16 protein-coding genes and 1 pseudogene are annotated in these 18280 nt (G+C 40.9%); 9 read left to right on the forward strand and 8 right to left on the reverse strand.

What is annotated here, in order from left to right; genetic code table 11:
- The first annotated feature begins 72 nt into the window (after window positions 1-72).
- Window positions 73-1566 carry a C-3',4' desaturase CrtD gene (gene crtD / locus CRI9333_RS13155; RefSeq protein WP_015203658.1) on the forward strand — a complete coding sequence of 498 codons (1494 nt, stop codon included), beginning with the start codon at window positions 73-75 and terminating at the stop codon, window positions 1564-1566.
- A gap of 29 nt (window positions 1567-1595) precedes the next feature.
- Here crtD and CRI9333_RS13160 read toward each other — a convergent pair whose 3' ends face one another.
- Both CRI9333_RS13160 and hslO read right to left on the reverse strand, forming a co-directional pair.
- Window positions 1596-3701: a hypothetical protein gene (locus CRI9333_RS13160; RefSeq protein ID WP_015203659.1), complete on the reverse strand. Its 2106-nt coding sequence runs from the start codon at window positions 3699-3701 to the stop codon at window positions 1596-1598.
- Between the two features lie 232 nt (window positions 3702-3933).
- On the reverse strand, window positions 3934-4830 hold the full coding sequence (gene hslO, locus CRI9333_RS13165) for an Hsp33 family molecular chaperone HslO (RefSeq protein ID WP_015203660.1): 897 nt from the start codon (window positions 4828-4830) through the stop codon (window positions 3934-3936).
- 125 nt (window positions 4831-4955) lie between these two features.
- On the opposite strand from hslO, the gene CRI9333_RS13170 reads away from it, so the two are divergent.
- The 4 genes from CRI9333_RS13170 to CRI9333_RS28350 all read left to right on the forward strand — a co-directional run bounded on the left by CRI9333_RS13170 (window position 4956) and on the right by CRI9333_RS28350 (window position 10018).
- The gene (locus tag CRI9333_RS13170) at window positions 4956-5351 is read left to right on the forward strand and encodes a hypothetical protein (protein ID WP_015203661.1); all 396 of its coding nucleotides are present in this window, start codon (window positions 4956-4958) and stop codon (window positions 5349-5351) included.
- A 103-nt stretch (window positions 5352-5454) separates the two neighbouring features.
- Window positions 5455-6792 (forward strand): M16 family metallopeptidase, encoded by a 1338-nt coding sequence (locus tag CRI9333_RS13175; protein WP_015203662.1) that lies wholly within the window; start codon window positions 5455-5457, stop codon window positions 6790-6792.
- Between the two features lie 236 nt (window positions 6793-7028).
- On the forward strand, window positions 7029-7904 hold the full coding sequence (locus tag CRI9333_RS13180) for a fructosamine kinase family protein (RefSeq protein WP_015203663.1): 876 nt from the start codon (window positions 7029-7031) through the stop codon (window positions 7902-7904).
- Window positions 7905-8017: 113 nt separating this feature from the next.
- On the forward strand, window positions 8018-10018 hold the full coding sequence (locus tag CRI9333_RS28350) for a methyl-accepting chemotaxis protein (protein ID WP_015203664.1): 2001 nt from the start codon (window positions 8018-8020) through the stop codon (window positions 10016-10018).
- 16 nt (window positions 10019-10034) lie between these two features.
- Here CRI9333_RS28350 and CRI9333_RS13190 read toward each other — a convergent pair whose 3' ends face one another.
- Together CRI9333_RS13190 and CRI9333_RS13195 are read right to left on the reverse strand one after the other, a co-directional pair.
- A complete protein-coding gene (locus tag CRI9333_RS13190) occupies window positions 10035-10742 on the reverse strand; it encodes an ROK family protein (RefSeq protein WP_015203665.1) in 708 nt (235 codons plus the stop codon).
- A 69-nt stretch (window positions 10743-10811) separates the two neighbouring features.
- Complete coding sequence (locus tag CRI9333_RS13195; protein WP_015203666.1) at window positions 10812-11585, reverse strand: hypothetical protein; 774 nt, start codon at window positions 11583-11585, stop codon at window positions 10812-10814.
- Window positions 11586-11850: 265 nt separating this feature from the next.
- Between CRI9333_RS13195 and CRI9333_RS13200 the strand changes: the two genes are divergently transcribed.
- Window positions 11851-12753 (forward strand): alpha/beta fold hydrolase, encoded by a 903-nt coding sequence (locus CRI9333_RS13200; protein WP_015203667.1) that lies wholly within the window; start codon window positions 11851-11853, stop codon window positions 12751-12753.
- 95 nt (window positions 12754-12848) lie between these two features.
- Here CRI9333_RS13200 and CRI9333_RS13205 read toward each other — a convergent pair whose 3' ends face one another.
- A complete protein-coding gene (locus tag CRI9333_RS13205; protein ID WP_015203668.1) occupies window positions 12849-13370 on the reverse strand; it encodes a DUF4330 domain-containing protein in 522 nt (173 codons plus the stop codon).
- Between the two features lie 306 nt (window positions 13371-13676).
- On the opposite strand from CRI9333_RS13205, the gene CRI9333_RS13210 reads away from it, so the two are divergent.
- Window positions 13677-14543, forward strand: a complete 867-nt coding sequence (locus CRI9333_RS13210; protein WP_015203669.1) for a M48 family metallopeptidase — start codon at window positions 13677-13679, stop codon at window positions 14541-14543.
- On the opposite strand, the gene CRI9333_RS13215 is transcribed toward CRI9333_RS13210, so the two are convergent.
- Window positions 14544-15311, reverse strand: coding sequence for a metallophosphoesterase family protein (locus CRI9333_RS13215; RefSeq protein ID WP_015203670.1), 768 nt, complete (start codon window positions 15309-15311; stop codon window positions 14544-14546).
- 429 nt (window positions 15312-15740) lie between these two features.
- Between CRI9333_RS13215 and miaE the strand changes: the two genes are divergently transcribed.
- Together miaE and CRI9333_RS26210 are read left to right on the forward strand one after the other, a co-directional pair.
- The gene (miaE, locus tag CRI9333_RS13220; protein WP_015203671.1) at window positions 15741-16337 is read left to right on the forward strand and encodes a tRNA-(ms[2]io[6]A)-hydroxylase; all 597 of its coding nucleotides are present in this window, start codon (window positions 15741-15743) and stop codon (window positions 16335-16337) included.
- A pseudogene (locus CRI9333_RS26210) lies at window positions 16337-16684 on the forward strand (GNAT family N-acetyltransferase); the annotation flags it as partial. The gene miaE and the pseudogene CRI9333_RS26210, both read left to right, overlap by 1 nt.
- A 69-nt stretch (window positions 16685-16753) precedes the next feature.
- Here the strand turns inward: CRI9333_RS26210 and CRI9333_RS26760 are convergent.
- Window positions 16754-17071, reverse strand: a complete 318-nt coding sequence (locus CRI9333_RS26760) for a hypothetical protein (protein ID WP_015203672.1) — start codon at window positions 17069-17071, stop codon at window positions 16754-16756.
- Between the two features lie 90 nt (window positions 17072-17161).
- Entirely contained in the window at window positions 17162-18157 is a 996-nt protein-coding gene (locus tag CRI9333_RS13230) for a hypothetical protein (protein ID WP_015203673.1), read from the reverse strand.
- Between the last annotated feature and the right edge of the window lie 123 nt (window positions 18158-18280).

The following is an 18280-nucleotide window of genomic DNA, read 5'->3' on the forward strand; positions in this document are numbered from 1 at the left end:
TAAACATCGGTACAATAATTCCGCACGTACTGTTAGCTTAGTGACTGATTATAAGTCATGCCCAGCAGTTCTATGAATAATAATAATTCCCGTGTGGTGGTAATTGGGGCTGGGATTGGTGGTTTAACCACAGGTGCGCTGTTAGCTCGTCGTGGCTATCAAGTGTTAATTTTAGACCAAGCTTTAGTACCAGGCGGATGTGCTTCAACCTTCAAACGTCAAGGGTTTACTTTTGATGTTGGGGCAACTCAGGTAGCGGGACTGGAACCTGGTGGTATTCATTACCGGATTTTTCAGGAATTAGAGGTTGAAATTCCAGCAGCAACTTACTGTGATCCAGGTTGTGGTGTTTACTTACCTGGTGAAGTAACACCGATTAATGTTTGGCGTGACCCGCAAAAGTGGCAGATAGAAAGGCAACGTCAATTTCCAGGTAGCGAACCTTTTTGGAAGTTATTGGCTAAGTTATTTGAAGTAAGCTTTGAATTTCAATCCCGTGATCCTGTTTTGCCACCACGTAATTTATGGGATTTGTGGCAACTTGTGTCGGCGGTTCGTCCCAATACGATGATTACCCTGCCATTTACTTTATTAACTGTAGGCGATGCGCTCAGGTTATATGGACTAGGTAATGATCGGCGATTGAGAACGTTTTTGGATTTACAATTAAAGCTTTATTCTCAGGTAAGTGCGGAAGAAACAGCGTTGTTATACGCGGCTACAGCTTTGGGTGTATCTCAAGCACCTCAAGGATTGTATCATCTTCAAGGTAGTATGCAGGTATTAAGCGATCGCCTAGTTGAAGCCCTACGAAAATACGGCGGTAAGCTATTAATGCGTCATACGGTTGAGGGTATAAATCTTGAAAATTCAGGCGCTACAAGTGTTGTTATTCGTAATCAGAAGACGGGAGAAGTTTGGACTGAACCAGCAGATCAAATAGTTGCTAATGTTACTGCCCAAAATTTGGTGCAGTTGTTGGAACAAGTACCAGCAGGTTATCAACAGCGCGTGGATAAATTACCACCTGCATCGGGTGCTTTTGTAGTGTATTTAGGTGTCGATCAAAGTGCGATTCCCTCTAATTGTCCACCTCATTTGCAGTTTCTTTATGACTACGATGGTGTAATTGGAGAAAATAATTCTTTGTTTGTATCGGTAAGTAAACTTGGGGATGGTCGCGCACCAGCAGGGAAAGCGACAATTATTGCTTCTTCGTTTACAAATACAGGAATTTGGTGGCAGTGTGAGAATTATGAGGAACTAAAACAGCAGTATACCGAAGAAGCGATCGCTCGGCTTTCTCAATTCTTCCATTTGACACCAGAAACAATAATATATAAAGAAGCGGCAACTCCCCGCAGCTTTGCCCGCTTCACTGCTCGCGATCAAGGTATTGTTGGCGGTATTGGTCAACGAGTCTCTACTTTTGGTCCCTTTGGTTTTGCTAACCGTACACCAATTAAACGTTTATGGTTAGTCGGAGATTCTACTCACCCTGGGGAAGGGACAGCAGGAGTTAGCTATTCAGCACTAACCGTTGTTAGACAAATTGAGGCAAGCTAATTTTCTACTAATAAATCTGCATTTTTTATTTATGGGGATGAAAGCGGTTGAATAGACCCTTGCCATGCTTGAATTTGCTGTTGAGCGCTATCGTAAGCATCGGTTCTAGGGGGGATATTTTTAGCGATCGCGATCGCGCCTTGTACATCTCTAAGTGCCATTTCTTGCGCCATTGCTAACAGTTGATTACTCCAACGATTAGCTGCGTCGTTAGCCTCTGCGCGTAATTTAGAGGCAGTAGGTACTTGTCTAGCTGCTTGAATGGCTGCTGCTAAAGATTCTGGGGTACTGTTATTGGCTAACTGATAAGCTGAATTGAGATTTTGTTCGGCTTGTAGTTGTGTTTGCCAACTTCTAATTTTGGTAGTCGCGACACGAGAAAGCGCCCTTCCTGATTTAATTTGTTGGGCTGTCACAACCGCATCATTTAGATTACCTGCGTTTGCTTGAGATTGGGCTTGGTCAAGCACTGGTTGGTCTTGTGAACGTTGAAGCTGATCAAGCCATCGTCGAACTTTATCCTTAGCTTCCCCGTATAATAATCGTCCTGGTCTAATTTGTTGAGCTACAGAAATTGCTTTGCTCAAATTGCCTAAACTTGCTTGAGTTTCGGCTTGGTCAAGTACAGGTTGATCTTGCATACGCTGAACTTGTTGAGCCCAATCTTGCACCTTACCTTGAGCTTGTTGATAAAGCGCCCTACCTCGGCGAATTTGATTTGCTTGTGCGATCGCATTTTGGAGAGAATCAATATTACCGAAACTCGCCATCTGTTCAGCACGATCTAATAATGGTTGGTCTTCAATAGTTTCTACTTGAACTACCCAACGATTAACTTGATTTCTCGCTTCACTACCACGAGGGTTACTCCCTGGAATTAACCCCGCTTCGTTAATTGCTGTCCTTAAATCATTAACTTGACCAGAACTCGCAAAAGTACGTGCCCGATCTAAATGTGCAACATCTTGAATTTCTAGCTGCCAACGTCCAATTAATTGTTGTGCTTTGTCGTATAAAGGACGCTCGTTAGTGAGTTTTTGGGCAAGAGTTATTGCTTGTTCGAGGTCTGGAATTGTGCCTTCTTCGGCGCGAGATAAGGCATTAGCTAAGTCACCTAAATCTTGAAATTCTGCATCTAATTTCAAGCTGCTAGATTTGCTATTAGCAATTTTCTGTACGTTTTGCCAATCTCCCTTGTCTAGTAATTCCTGCGCCAATTCTAAAAGTTGTTGACCGCATTTGGCGATTAAATCTTGGGCTTCCTTATAAGCATAACTTTGAGAACCCAGTTTTTCAGCTATATTAACTGCTTCTAAGAGATTATCTAATCCTCCTTTTTTAGATAATTGATAAGCTTTATCCAACTTACTGCTGTCTTCTTTAGCTACCTGAATGAGATTAACCAGTTCATCAAATTTAGTAGTTGACCAATAATTATTCGATAAGTTAGTTAGTTTAACAGCTTCTCGAAAAGCTTCACGCCACTTAGATAAACGCAGAAATTCTTCTACTTTTTGATAAATCCCTTCTGCTTGTGACCAAACTGTTTGCCAATGTTCAATCCGTGCCTCTACCAAATTATATGCAGGGGTTTTAGAGGGGATTTTTCTAGCAGTTGCGATCGCTTCTTCTAAATTACCATCTTGAAAAGATTGATCTGCCAGTTTCAAAATATCCAGCGCCCACTCTTCAATTTTGCTGTTAATTACAGGTCTAAGCTCGTGGTTAGAGGGTAAACTATCAACTAATGCGATCGCCTCTACCAAGTCATCCACCGTCTGCTTATTAGCTGCCAAATCAGCACAATACATTCGTAACGAAGCTGAAGCCATTGGCCAATAAATTGCTGGACAATTTGGTAGCGCGGGTAGCTTAAACAGCAACGCCATCGCCGTAAATCCAAATGTCCCAGACACAACCACTGTCACTATTGCCCAAAACTTTAAGCTGGTAGGCAAACGCAGACGGTTAGCCCAACGAATCACCAAATTCGGTGTATCATCTTCCAGTTCTTCTCTCATTGGGCTAACCCTATGCCCAAGTCGCCTTTCTCCTCGGCGCGGGGGTGCTAACCGATCGCGATTTGAAGATTGATTAGCAGACCAACGGTCTGGAATATCGGGATTTCTAGCCATGTTATACAACCCCGCTGTTTGTCTTATATATACTCTTTTATGACACAGGCAGTAGTTGCAATCCTACTGCCCCTTGAAAGAAATAACTACATCCTTGAAATAAAAGCAATTAGCTCAATTCCTGCTCACTATTAAGCGATAGTTTCAGCCTAATTTATCTAGTTGCAACTAACCGCTCTAACATTGCTAACTGCCTACGCTTCACACCACCCAAATTAACAACCACAAAAAACTAAACAGGTTGCGATCGCAAATCTACAATTAGCTCAGTTAATTCATCACTGCTAGCTTGGTAAACTTCCCCACAAAAGTGACAGGTTGCTTCTGCCCCATTATCTTTCTCAATCATATCCTCTAGTTCTGCAACTCCGAGCATTTTCAAAGCGCCCATAACTCGCTGCCTTGAGCAACCACAGTGAAAACGCAACATTTGCACTTCAGGGAAAATCACCAGATTCATATCTCCCAACAATTGTTGAAAAATTTCTGGCAAAGTTTTTCCTGCTTGTAACAATGGGGTAAAGCCTGATAGCGTAGCAACTCGTGATTCTAATGTTTCTACTAAAGCTTCGTCTGTTGCTGCTTTGGGCATGACTTGGAGCAATATACCACCAGATGCCTGCACACCATCAGCGTCAACGAATACACCTACAACCAGTGCCGAAGGAGTTTGTTCTGAATTTAGCAAGTAGTGGGCAATATCGTCACCGATTTCCCCAGAAACTAGCTCAACAGTACTGGAATAAGGGTAGCCATACCCAACATCCCGCACTACATAAAGATAACCCTCACCAACGGCTCCACCAACATCTAATTTGCCCTTGGCATTTGGTGGTAGTTCAACCGATGGATTTTCTACATAACCGCGTACCGTTCCATCTAATCCAGCATCTACCAAAAGTCCACCCAACGGACCATCACCCTTAATCCGAATATTGACTCTCGACTGCTGTGGTTTCATGCTAGAAGCTAACAACAGTCCAGATGACATACTGCGTCCCAACGCTGCCGTAGCTACATAAGAAAGCTTGTGCCGCCTTCTAGCTTCCTCTGTGAGGCGAGTTGTAATCACACCAACGGCTCTAATGCCACCATCAGCCGCAGTGGCACGAATTAACTGATCAGCCATGAAAAATCTTGCTTTTTAACAAATTTACTTTGATCTTAACGAACATCAAGGCTGGGCTGTTGTCATTGTTACTGGTTAAGCTGAGATCAGGTAGAAACTTTTCTTTTCTTGTAGCAATTGGAAATATGCTAGGAACCTTTCAACAAAGCGCTATCCGTATTGAAGTGGAAGCACCCGCAAGCGTTATTCGCGATAGTCTGGTGCGTCTTAGCCATCTGCGCCGATGGCTTTTACCTCAGCAATTTGCATCTGGACTACCAGAAGAATTACATCAAGGCTTAATATTTAATAGCTCAATTGGATTAGTTGTGATCCAGCATCAAGTAGATGTAGCAGAGTTTAACTGTTTACGCCTGTTATTAAGCCAAGGAATTGACGGTTATCACGAATGGTACTGGGGCGAAGGTTGGGTGCAGTCTCGCCTAGAGGGGATATCTGTATTGCCATTAAATTTAAGTCAAAGCTTTAGCTTGCTGCGCCTACGTGAATTTTTGGCTTCCCAACAGCGAGGTGAAAATTAGATACTAGGTTAGTTATTGCTCAATTGACAGTTTCACCCTATAAGATGGATGAACTATTAAGGCAGGTAAGATAAAAAAAGAAAAGCTGATCGGCAAAAAACTCATGACCTCAACCCTGCTTAAGCCTTCCATATTGAATGCGCCTACACTCCACAAACTACCTAATGGGCTGACCATTATAGCCGAGCAATTACCAGTGGAGGCTGTTAATCTTAGTATTTGGGTAGGTGTTGGTTCTGCTGTGGAGTCAGCAGAGATCAACGGCATGGCTCACTTTTTGGAACACATGGTATTTAAGGGTACGCCCCAACTGCCAAGTGGTGAGTTTGAGCGTTTAATTGAGGAGCGAGGGGCTGTAACTAATGCTGCTACGAGCCAGGATTATACCCACTACTACATCACAACAGCACCTAAAGATTTTGCTGATTTAGCGCCTTTGCAATTTGATGTGGTAATGAATCCCACGATTCCCGATCAAGCTTTTGAACGCGAACGATTGGTTGTTTTAGAAGAAATTCGCCGCTCAGAAGATAATCCTAGCCGTCGGATTTACCAAAGGTCGATTGATGTAGCATTTGGAAAATTACCCTATCGTCGCCCAGTATTAGGACCTGCAGAAGTAATTGAAAAGCTGACTGCTCAACAAATGCGGGATTTTCATTGCCAATGGTATCAGCCAAGTTCGATGACTGCGGTAGCTGTGGGGAATTTACCAGTTGAGCAATTAATTGAGACGGTAACAGAAAGTTTTAATGCCAAAAAAGTTAGGAATGATTATTTAAAAAATTCTCCGCTAACTGAACAGTTAGGATGGGAAGAAACACCCGCTTATAAAGCTCAAAAGTTGATTGCTGAACCTGAACAACCTTTCAACGAAATTGTGCGTCGAGAATATGTTGATGATAGTCTTCAGCAAGCTCGTTTAGTGATGGTTTGGCGGGTTCCAGGCTTTAATCAATTATCCCAGACTTACGGTTTGGATGTTTTGGCGGCAATTTTAAGTCATGGTCGGATGTCTCGTTTAGTGAGAGATTTACGGGAAGATCGGCGCTTGGTTTCGCAGATAGGGGCTAGTAATATTACGCATCTGCATCAAGGTTTATTTTATATTGGGGCGCAGTTGCCAGCAGAGAATTTAGTTGAGGTTGAGAGTGCGATCTCTCAACACATTCGTAACATCCAAACAGAATTGATTACTGAAGCAGAAATTGCGCGTTTACAAACCCAAGTAGCAAATCGCTTTATCTTTAGCAATGAAACACCGAGCGCACGTGCAGGTTTGTACGGTTACTATCAATCAATGCTAGGTGATTTGGCTCCTGCTTTAAATTATCCTGCTCGGATTCAAGCCCTTGATGCTGTTGATCTGCAAACAGCAGCGCAACGCTATTTATCTCCAGATGCTTATGGTGTTGTTGTTAGTAAACCCTCTGCTAGTTAGTATTATGTTCAGTGGAAGCAGAGGGAGTTTAAATATTACATCTTACTCCCTTCCCGCGATGGCGAATACCTATTTGAAAAACCGCCAAAACGCCTTAGCGAAGCGTTCGCGAAGCGGCTGCGAAGCAGCTAACGCGCCAGCGTTTTAGAACGCCCAGGAAAAAGAATATGATTAGGTAATTTTTTAGTGGGAAGGGAGTAATATTTAACTGGCGTTGACCTACTGAGAACCTAACAATGTGGACAGATATTGCCAATCATATTTCTGAGGTAACTAAAGAAAATTTTTTTATTAATAGCCAACGCTCTGTTAGTGGGGGCTGTATTAATCAAGGCTATGCTGTTAGTAATGGTCAACGCACGTATTTTGTCAAAATAAATCAAGCGTCTTTAGCTGATATGTTTGTCTCTGAGGCGCTGGGGCTAAAGCAAATGGTGGAAACCCAAACTATTCGGGTTCCTAAACCTATTTGTTGGGGGACAGCATCTACTTCCGCATACATAGTATTAGAGTGGCTAGATTTAGGGCGTGGTAGTGGCAATCAAAATTGGGAAGAAATGGGGCGTAAACTAGCAGCAATGCACCAGTGGACACTTCCAAGTTTTGCTCTGGGTAATTTTGGTTGGGAAATAAATAATACGATTGGTTCTACGCCACAAATTAATACTTGGACACAAAATTGGGCGGAGTTTTTTGCAGAATACCGCATTGGTTATCAATTAAAACTTGCTAGGCGCAAAGGTGGAAATTTTCCCAAGGGAGATACTTTAGTTAAATCTATTCCAGAACTACTAGCACATCAGCCGCAACCATCTTTAGTACACGGGGATTTGTGGGGAGGAAATGCAGGTTTTACTGCTACAGAAGAACCTGTAATTTTTGATCCTGCGGCTTATGTGGGCGATCGCGAAGTAGATCTTGCCATGACTGAATTATTCGGTGGATTTCCACCCGCTTTTTATCGTGGCTATAACGAAGTTTTTCCTCTAACTCCAGGTTATAAACAACGAAAAATTTTTTACAATTTGTATCATATTTTGAATCATTTTAACCTGTTTGGCGGTGGTTACTCTTCACAAGCAAATGCTATGATAGAAAGAATTTTGGCATAGATAAAAGTGTAATTACACACTTTTAAAGAAGATTTTAAAAATTACAGGGTGCGGACTATTTTCCTGACAGTTGAAATAACTGTTATATCCTTTATTTATCAATAAATATTTAAATGTTCTCTAAAAAAACTAATGGTGAGCTTCAAAATAACAACTCATCCATAGCGCCTTCAAAAACAGGCTCTATTACTCGTAAAACACTGATACAGATTACAGTAGGTGTTGCTAGTGTAATTGTTGCCTCTACAGCTTTTAGTTATTTTCAGGTTTTCAATAGTATTAAATTACAGACACTAGGGCAACTAGAAAAATATGTCGTAGAACGAGGCGAACGAGAAAAAGCTATATTCCTCCTTGCTCAAGATAATCATGTCATTTTAAAACAGCAATTATTAACGCGGCTACAATCTGCTAGAAATCAAGATCCAAAACCGCAGTTTGAGCAGTTATTTGTGAAGTCTAAAGATCAAGTAATTCGTAACCGCCCTGATAAATTTGATGGGAGACAACAGGCTGGTGTTTATATTGGCAAATCTGTAAATATTAATGCAGATATTCGTCGTCGTGTACTTACTTTTTATAATTTAGTAAATTCCTACGGCTCTGCCTGGGTAAACCGTTTTCAGAACACATATATTACTACCCCTGAAAACATTATGGTGCTTTATTGGCCGAAATTTCCTACCTGGGCGCAGGAAGCGACGGCTGATTTGTATATGCCTAATGAAGAATATGTATCGGTAGCTAGTCAGCAGCAGAATCCAGCAAGGAAAACAGTTTGGACGGGTGTTTATTATGACAAAGTTGCCAAAGATTGGATGGTTTCGTGTGAAACACCTGTGGATTTAAATGGCAGACATATTGCTACTATCGGACATGATGTTTTATTGGATCAAGTGCTGGAAAGAACAGTTAATCAAAATATAGAGGGCGGTTACAACATTATATTTCGGGGAGATGGGCGCTTAATTGCTCACCCCAAATTAATGAATGAGATTCAGAAAAAGGAAGGCGTATTTAATATTTCTGAGTCAGGAGATGCACACCTAAAAAATATTTTAAAATTAGTTAATGAGAACTCATCTAATCAAGTAATTATTGAAAATAAGCAAAATAGTGACTATCTTGCTGTTACTAAGCTTACAGGACCTGATTGGTATTTTGTCACAGTTTTGCCTAAATCAATTTTAACGAAAAAAGCTCTGGAAATAGCACGTTCTACTTTATTTAGTGGTCTAGCTGTTCTCTTAATTGTAATTGCCATAGTTTTTCTAGTTTTACGCCGACAAATTGCCGATCCGTTAGGAAAACTTATGGACGCAACTAATAAGATTACTCAGGGAGATTATAATATTTCTGTTGAGGATCATCGGCAAGATGAACTAGGCAGTCTAGCTCGTTCTTTAAACTTGATGGCAAAAGAGCTAGAAGCGAGAACGAATGAATTAGAAAACGCACTGGCGCAGCAAGCTAGTTCTGTTAACCAAACTACTAGCACTATGGATGAGTTAAGTGCTTCATCGCAAGCTTCAGCGTCTCAATCTGAAGCTGCTGCTGCTGGAACTAGAGAAGTTTTAAGCTTGGTAGATGGGAATCAACAAATAGATAGCCCGCAAGTATATCAAGACTCTAGTTTAAGGGAAAAAGTTGGGCAGATAGGTGAAGAAATTAAACATTTAAGTGAACAGACTCAACAAATCGGGATGATATCTACCCTGGTTAGTGAGTTAGCTAATCAAACTAATATGTTGGCGCTCAACGCTGCTGTTGAAGCAGTAAGGGCGGGTGAACATGGTAAAGGGTTTGGGGTTGTAGCATCAGAAATTCGTAAACTTGCTGACCAAAGCAAGAAGTCAGCACAACGAATTAATGCTTTAGTTCAAGATATTCAAAAAGCTACTAATTCTACGGTTAAGGTGACAGAAGAAGGCAAAAATATTGTTGAAAGTGTTGTAGCTGCTGTTAATAATATTGCTACAAATTCTCAACAAATTTCTTTGAATGCTAAACAGCAAGCGATCGCTATTCAACAGGTAGTTGCTGCTATGAATGATCTTAATCAGGGAGCAAGGCAAATTGCTAATGATATGCGTACTTTTGGCACGCATAGCTGATTGCCTGTAGCTCAATCTAATCTCGCCACAAGGCGATACCACCTAATAAACCTGAAATATTGGGAATGATTTTGACATTTGGTGGTAGGTAGATGCTGACTTTTTTGGCTTCACCACCACCGATATAAAGGTAATCGTAGTTAAGCATACGTTGTAGGGAAGCGATCGCTTTTTCTAAGCGATTATTCCATTTTTTATCGCCAACTTTTTCTAAAGCTTCTCGCCCTAGTTGCTCTTCGTAGGTTTCACTTTTGCGAAATGGGTGGTGTCCTATTTCCAAATTTGGGATTAATTTGCCGTTTAAAAATAGTGCTGAACCAAAACCAGTTCCCAAGGTAACTACCAGTTCAACTCCAATACCTGAAATCGCCCCAAAACCCTGCATATCAGCATCATTGATTACTCGTACAGGCTTACCTAAACGATCAGATAGTGCTGCGCCTAAATCAAACCCTAACCAATCAGAATCTAAGTTTGCTGCTGTTTCAGTAATACCGCCACGCACGACCCCAGGAAAGCCGACAGATACGCGGTTAAATACCCCTTGTGTGGCTGCTAAAGAAGCGATCGCATTAATTACCACATCTGGCTTAGGAGGTTGTGGTGTCTCCACGCGGCTACGTTCAGTTTGGGGTTTGCCAGCTTCGTCTAACACGATAACTTTGATGCCACTGCCGCCAATATCGACGGCTAATGTAAGGATAGATTTATTCTCTACAACCATCGGGTTTTTCTCCTGTTAAAGTCTATTCTTGACATCACTGGAAATAGTTATCTATTTCTGCAAGCCAGACTACTGGCGACTAATTTTTTCTGTAGAACGCTTGATTGTTAATGGCATCTGCAAAGGTTTAGCGCCTTTAGCAGAAATCTGAGTATTATCCAAAACTTGAATGCCATCAAGTAGCGCATTCCTAACTACAGATTCTTGCTCACGACTCAACATTAAACCGAAATAATCGGCAATCTGACGGCGCTGATCTCGCTCTAACTGATGGTCTTTAATCTGTTGCGTAAGTTGCCTAACTGCAATCAGACGTTTTAATGGATCATTATCTGTCAAATCTGTCAACAAATTGTTGAGTTTAGCTTCATCTTGCCTTAATTGACGATTGATAATTTGCCAAACCAGCAGAATGATCGTAATTAAAGTTCCTAAGCCTTGAATAATCGCACCTGCGCCTATCCAGGGGCTATCTGATTCTACCCATATAGAAACAGCCATGTAGGTACTGAGAGAGGCAATGCCCCCACTACCCACAGCTAGAGTTAATTGCCGATTTGAGCCACCGAATAACCGACGCAGTTCAGACCAACGTACTTGCCAGTCCCACTCCTGCATCAGATAAACCAGCAACATGATAAAAACGCCTGTGCTAGTTGCTAGAAGGAGTTTCCAGTTCCAAAACAGCATTGCTACAAAGAGCGTTAAGGCAAGTAGCCAGCCACCTGGTCCTTTAAAACGGTGTAGCTGAAACTGTTTGAGAGTTTTTAGTTTTACTTGTGACAGCGATAAGCGTTGCATCTGGTTAACGAGTTGCTGCCACGGAAACGACGCTTGTGCCACGTTGCTTTCCTGCTTAATTGAGATAAATTATAACTATGCAGGCTTCTATGGTAATAGAATACTGGCTTTACTTGGGAATCAACCTCTGGTCAGAAGTTTGGAGTAACCACCATCAGTCAAGATGATAACTACAAAATAGGTAAGCTAACGCGCATTTAGATTGTACATTTTTAATAAAGAAGAAAAATTATCAAATTCTATAACCCTCTCTCCTCCCTCCTCTCTTTCTAAAAGATAAAATTTAGAAACACAACAGCTTATATATATGATTCTGCCCCCTGGATTTGAACAGCAGTCTATAGTTACCTCACTAGGTCGTATGGTTTACTACACACAAGGCTCAACCCCTTGGGAAGTAGTAGATGGTAGTAATTTCACTGACCTACCTAATTTGGTTTTTTTACATGGTTTTGGTGGTGGTTCCTCGGCTTATGAATGGTCGAAAGTTTATCCAGCTTTTGCGAGTGAATATCGAATTTTAGCACCAGATTTAATTGGTTGGGGACGCTCCGAGCATCCTGTTCGTAATTATAAAATTGATGATTATATCACTACGATCATTGAGTTTATTGAGCAAACTTGCTCTGTTCCGGTATCAGTAGTTGCTTCTTCCCTAACGGCAGCTTTTACTATTCGGGCTGCGATCGCACGTCCTGATTTATTCAAATCTCTGATTTTAACCACAGCAACAGGTTTGTCGGACTTTGCGGAAAGTTATACCCGTAGCTTCTTTGCCCAAATCATCAGCACTCCCATTCTTGACCGCATATTCTACAATGCTGGTGTGGCTAACAGTGCTGGCATTCGCAGCTTTTTAGAACAACGTCAATTTGCCCGTCCTAGTCGTATTTTTCCAGAAATTGTAGAGGCTTATTTGGAATCTGCCCAACAACCTAATGCTGAATATGCCGCGCTAGCTTTTGTACGGGGAGATTTATGTTTTGATTTATCTCTTTATATTACTCAGTTAAATACTCCCACCGCGATTATTTGGGGTCAACAGTCTCAATTTACTAGCCCAGAAATTGGTAAGCGACTAGCTGCACTTAACACCCAAGCAATTAAAATATTTCAATCTTTAGATGATGTGGGACTAACCCCACAATTAGAATTACCAGGGGTAACTATTGGTTTAATTAGGCGATTTTTGAAGTTATTAGAATTGTAGGGGCGTACTCTGGTACGTCCCTATACTATACGATGGTAAACTTTGAACAAACATCTCAAATCATCATGCAAATAAACTTGTGAGTAGCAAGTTTATTATTTAATGCGAATACGAATCACACTAGCATTGAAATCATAATTGAAGCCTTCTAATTCTAAGGTCGTACCGACTTTGATTTTACTGTTGCCTAATACTGCCCCTGTTTTAGTTATTTGTGCTTGACCAGCTAGTACCATTAACATATCAGTACTATAAGCATCTGGTCGAGGATCGGGAAGTGCTTTGGCAGAACCATCTGGTTGTGGAACAATCACTGTCCTGGCTAGTGTTTTCACTGATTTAATATCAATCTCACCATAAGGTTGATTACGGATGATCAGATTTGTCTTCTTTTCCTTGTTGAATTGCTCAATTAAACTATTGGGATCTAGTACACTTAGACCCCTAACCAGTACATCGACTTCAACAGGTTTCGTAGTACCAGTTTGAGCCACAGAACCACCAGTTCCAGGTACAAAGAAAATCCCTACCACAACTAATAAAATTACTAAGGCAGCAGCAAAGTCTAAAATGCTTACCTTACCAAACAGCCGTCCTTGAGAATCCAAAATTGCCATGAAAAGTTGTCCTAGCTACCGCTAACAGCTTTTATCAGCACTTTCTAGTCTATTAATTTACTAGATAGAAAATGCTTGTTATTAAAGCCATTTGTTAAATTACCATGCTATTGCTTATTTGCAAAAATTAAGTTTAACTATTCTGCCGTCAGCGATCAGCTATTAGAGCTAAGGTTAAAAATATTCCTCTAGAGATAGAAGAAACTTGGCGTAAATAAGGCTGAAATGGCAACATATTACCTGAAATTCCGTCTGTAATTCACAGCTATAGTTAAAACTTCTTTCATATTAGTCATCTGAGTTGCTATGAAATTCACCTCTTTGTCCTGTTTAAAAAGTGCTTCCCATCGTCCTTGGTATTATCCATTGCTGTCTGCGACGGTAGCGACAAGTCTGATTGTAGGTACGCCCCAAGCTAGTCAGGCAATTAGCTGGTTTGATATTTTACTTCAAGGTGCGCGGGTAGTTCAGTTGTCTAATATGTCTACTAACCAGGAAATTCAGCTTGGGCAACAAATTAATCAGCAGATTGTCAATAATGATGTCAGGCTTTATGGTAATCGGCAACTAAATCAGTATATTAATCAGATTGGTCAACGCCTAGCTAGAAATAGCGATCGCCCCGATATACCTTATACGTTTCAGGTTGTGGACGACCCAGGGATTAATGCTTTTGCTACAATGGGCGGTTTTGTTTATATCAATACTGGGACGATCGCAGCAGCAGATAATGAAGCTCAGTTAGCTAGTGTAATTGCTCACGAAATTGCTCACATTTCTGGTCGTCATGCGGTTAAGCAAATGCGTCAAACAGCGATCGCTCAAGGAATTAGTACAGCCGCCGGGGTTAATAATAGCCAAGCAGTTCAACTTGGTGTACAACTAGCCCTCAGCCGTCCTCGCAGTCGCAGTGATGAGTATGATGCCGATCAAAAAGGGTTACAGATGTTAAGACGTGCAGGCTATGCTGAGTCGCCAATGGTATCTTTTATGCAAAAGCTACTAGCTGGTAGTCAAGGTAGAGTTCCTACTTTCTTGAGTACTCACCCACCCACAACTGATCGCATTAATAATCTCAAAAAGTTGATTAATCCTGCTCGTGCTAATGTTGGTGCTGGTTTAAACAGTACTACTTATAACACCCAAGTTAAGGCTTTGCTACGCTATCAGTAACTAGCGGCGCTTGCTTACTCTTACTTTAGAGGGATCGATTCGCGTTACTGATTCTTTGAGCGATCGCTTCCTCACACGCAGCTTGGAAACATTGACTTGATAAACCATGTCGTTAGTGACATCTAACGCAGTTAGCCAACCACTTTTCTGATGATAAGCACCAGTGTCAATATCTAACCAACCATTGCCCATCGCTAGTTGACCAGGGGCAACTCCTGGCAAGGTAAATGTGATGGTGTGACCTGTGATGATCAGCTTATTTCGGAAGTATGGTTGACGTATACTGTGAAATTGTTCACGAATCCAACAAAATTGTTCCGAACTTTGTTTCTCAATTGGTTGATTAGGATCGACACCTGCATGGACTAACCAAATGTCACCTAAATCTAGGTATGTAGGCAATCTACGCAGCCATTCAATATGCTTTGGGTCAACGTTACCATTGGGATAACTGTTAACAGTTGCTTGTCCGCCGCTATAGAGCCATCCTTGCAGGGCTGTTTCATTTATTTCTCCATCTGCAAAAACCGCTAGTAACATTTGCTCGTGGTTACCTAGCAAACAGTGATAGGGGCTTTTTTTAACAAATTCCACCACCTGAGCGCTGTGAGGGCCGCGATCAATTAAATCGCCTACAAAATAAACTTGATCGTCTGGCTTGGGCGCGACCGCCTCCAACAGTTTCATCAACCCATCGTAGTGTCCATGCACATCACCGATCACAATCCGACGGGGAGTTTTGCTTCTATTAAATATCCGATTGATCACAATACTGTCTACAACGAAACTACAGAGGGTTTGTACAGTTTCAAGCGATCGCAGTCATAAGTATAGATTACCTATTTATTGACTGAATTGATTTACTTGAATACTGCATTAATTATTACTGATTAATACTTAATCTTTCATCGTTCTAAAGGCGGTTCATTGCGGAGATACTTTGTATTATGTAGAACTTACTAAGGTAAGACGCATTTATAGCAGTTAGCTGTTGAATTTTCTTTGATTGTCTAACTGACTTCTGGATATTATAGCTTACACATTCGTTGATCATATATCCCTAGCTAAAAATTGCTCCTTTATGGTTTAGACTGCTTTGGCAGGTGCTAGACTGAGCAAGTAAAATAACATTACCTACTAAATCTGGCTAGATATTTTAAATGTCAAATTTTGGTTAATTTAAGTTCCACATCACCTGTGCTATTAACACCACCAGTAATTAATGCCCTTAAAGAACCTACCAGTTCTGCTTGGGTTGAGCAAGCGATTAATAATATAGATACAATCCTACTAGACCATTCTCACTGTGAACGCAAGGCTGCGGGGGTGGCAATAAATTTGATGTTTCGTTACCCCTCCAATACTAAGTTAGTACGGATGCTAACTGCGATCGCCCGCGAAGAGTTGGAACACTTTGATCAAGTAAACGACTGGTTAGAACGTCGAGGTATTCCATTTGCTCCACTTGCAGCACCTCCTTATGGTGGGGGTTTAAATGCTCAAATTCGCCGTGATGAACCTAATCGACTTTTAGATGCTTTATTAGTTTCTGGGTTAATTGAAGCTCGTAGCCATGAGCGTTTAGGATTGTTAGCAACTAATTTACCTGATGCTGAGTTAGCCCAATTTTATGGTAGTTTGATGGCATCTGAGGCGCGTCACTTTGGGATTTATTGGGTTTTGGCTGATACTTACTTTGAGCGCGATGTAGTTGTACAACGACTGGAAGAATTAGCTGTTTCAGAAAGTAAGTTGCTAGAAACTCTTCACCCTGAACCGAGAATTCATAGCTAGTGAAAGTTAATTACCGAGATTTTGTAATTCGTGACTGGGAACAGCGCGATCGCATTGCTGCTGCTGAAGTTATTCATTCTGTTTTAACTCAATACAAGTTAGGCTGGGAACCGGAAGGCGCAGATCGTGATGTATTGGAAGTAGAAGAATGTTTTTTAGCTACAGGGGGAGAGTTTTGGGTAGTTGAACAACAAGGACAAATAGTTGGTACAAGTGCTTATTATCCTGTGTCGCGTGGAAACAAGGCAGTAGAAATACGCAAAATGTATCTTTTGTCAAGTATGAGGAGGCAAGGATTAGGAAAATTTTTGTTACAGAAGTTAGAGGATGCGATCGCAGAGAGAGGCTTAAGTTATTTTGATCAATTAACTCAACGTCAAAATATACCTGTGCTTTATCTCCAAATTTTCCTTGAATCATATTCTGCCACTCACGCCAGTTTCATTAATTCCAAAAATATGATGAATGACATTAGGATACTTTTCACGAGCTTTTCGACTTGCTACTTCTTGATCTGGATCGATAAAATAGTCGCCACTATCCGGCTCAATGGCAATGTACCAACCATAATATTTATCAAGCAGTTTAGGTTTTAGTTGCTCATAAATTGCCCAGCAACGTTCATAGAATGCTTGTTGTCTTGCTCTATGTTGGGCTTTTTGTTCTTCTGTCCATTGAATTTCGGGAAATACTCGCCCTCTGCGTCTAATGCTTTCTGCTGTTGGTTTATTCATAGATTTCTCCCTTTTTAACCTTAACTATATTAGGATTATAAAGTTTTTAGATACTTCCTCATAAACATTGACGTTTGTACGAGCAAAAATTTAAAATTTGGTAAACTGTGTCAGATTTTTGATTTCTCCTAACTGCTTTAAGTCGGCAGGTAAATCATTTATTCCTAAACTTACTACCTGACCTGTGTTGCCATCAACAGTCAAGTTTAAATTATTGCCTGATGGAAGTTTAGCTCTCACGGGTAGGGGAACGCGATTAAGTGTAAACTTTCCTTTCATCATTACTAAATAAACTTTGTTAGTTGACGGATTATTTAAATTGCTAGGTAACCCATCAAGTTTTTGACGAGTTGTCTCTATATATGTAATTGAATCTGGAAGAGCATCGTCACTTTCTTTCGCTACTTGTAACGCAATATCTAATAAATTTCTCTTACCCCAACGAGGAATTGATTCTTGCCCAAGGGATATTTGTGTTACTCCAGCTTCTAAATCTTTTAGTAGTTCGTATATTTCATCAAATTGATTAATTTCCTTGGAAGATAGTTGAGTACTATTAGGAAGTTGTTTTAAACTGAGGACACGCAGACGGCGATCGCTGCTATAATTTCTAGCAAAACGCAACATCTCCCCTTCTTTACCAAGGCTAACCGTAACAGTATGGTTAGCACAGGGTTGATTAATTTGAATAAATTTGATTGGGTTAGCAGTAAAGTAATTAGAAGTTTGGCGAGCTTCCCCTAACGCATACTTATAGGGATCGCTTTTTAGTGTCCGAAAGCTTTCATTATTCGCTAACTTGATGATAGCTTGCACAGTGGAGGGAGAGATTTTATCTACTATTGGCTGGAAACCAGGGTTGTTATGGTTCCATAAGGTAGGATTAATGGTAATTTTCCCAGTAGCATCAATTGTTGTTGAGGTGTACATAGTTCTGTCGGCTGCACCAAATTCAATCACTGATCCAGTAATTTTACCGTTTTGGGCGCAGGTGGGAACAGTTGTTTTTAGTGGCTGAGTTTGTGCGAACACGGCAGAAATAATGAAACAACTAGATAAGGCGATAGTAGGAATTGAAAAGCGCATATACTACCTAAAAATAATTGATGAATTACATTGTGTAGGGCGGGTTTAATTGAGATTTTTGTTGGATACTTAAATCTAGGTCAACCCGCCCCTACAATCAGATTTATCTGATCGCCACAAATA

It is taken from the genome of Crinalium epipsammum PCC 9333, from assembly GCF_000317495.1.
Taxonomy (GTDB): domain Bacteria; phylum Cyanobacteriota; class Cyanobacteriia; order Cyanobacteriales; family PCC-9333; genus Crinalium; species Crinalium epipsammum.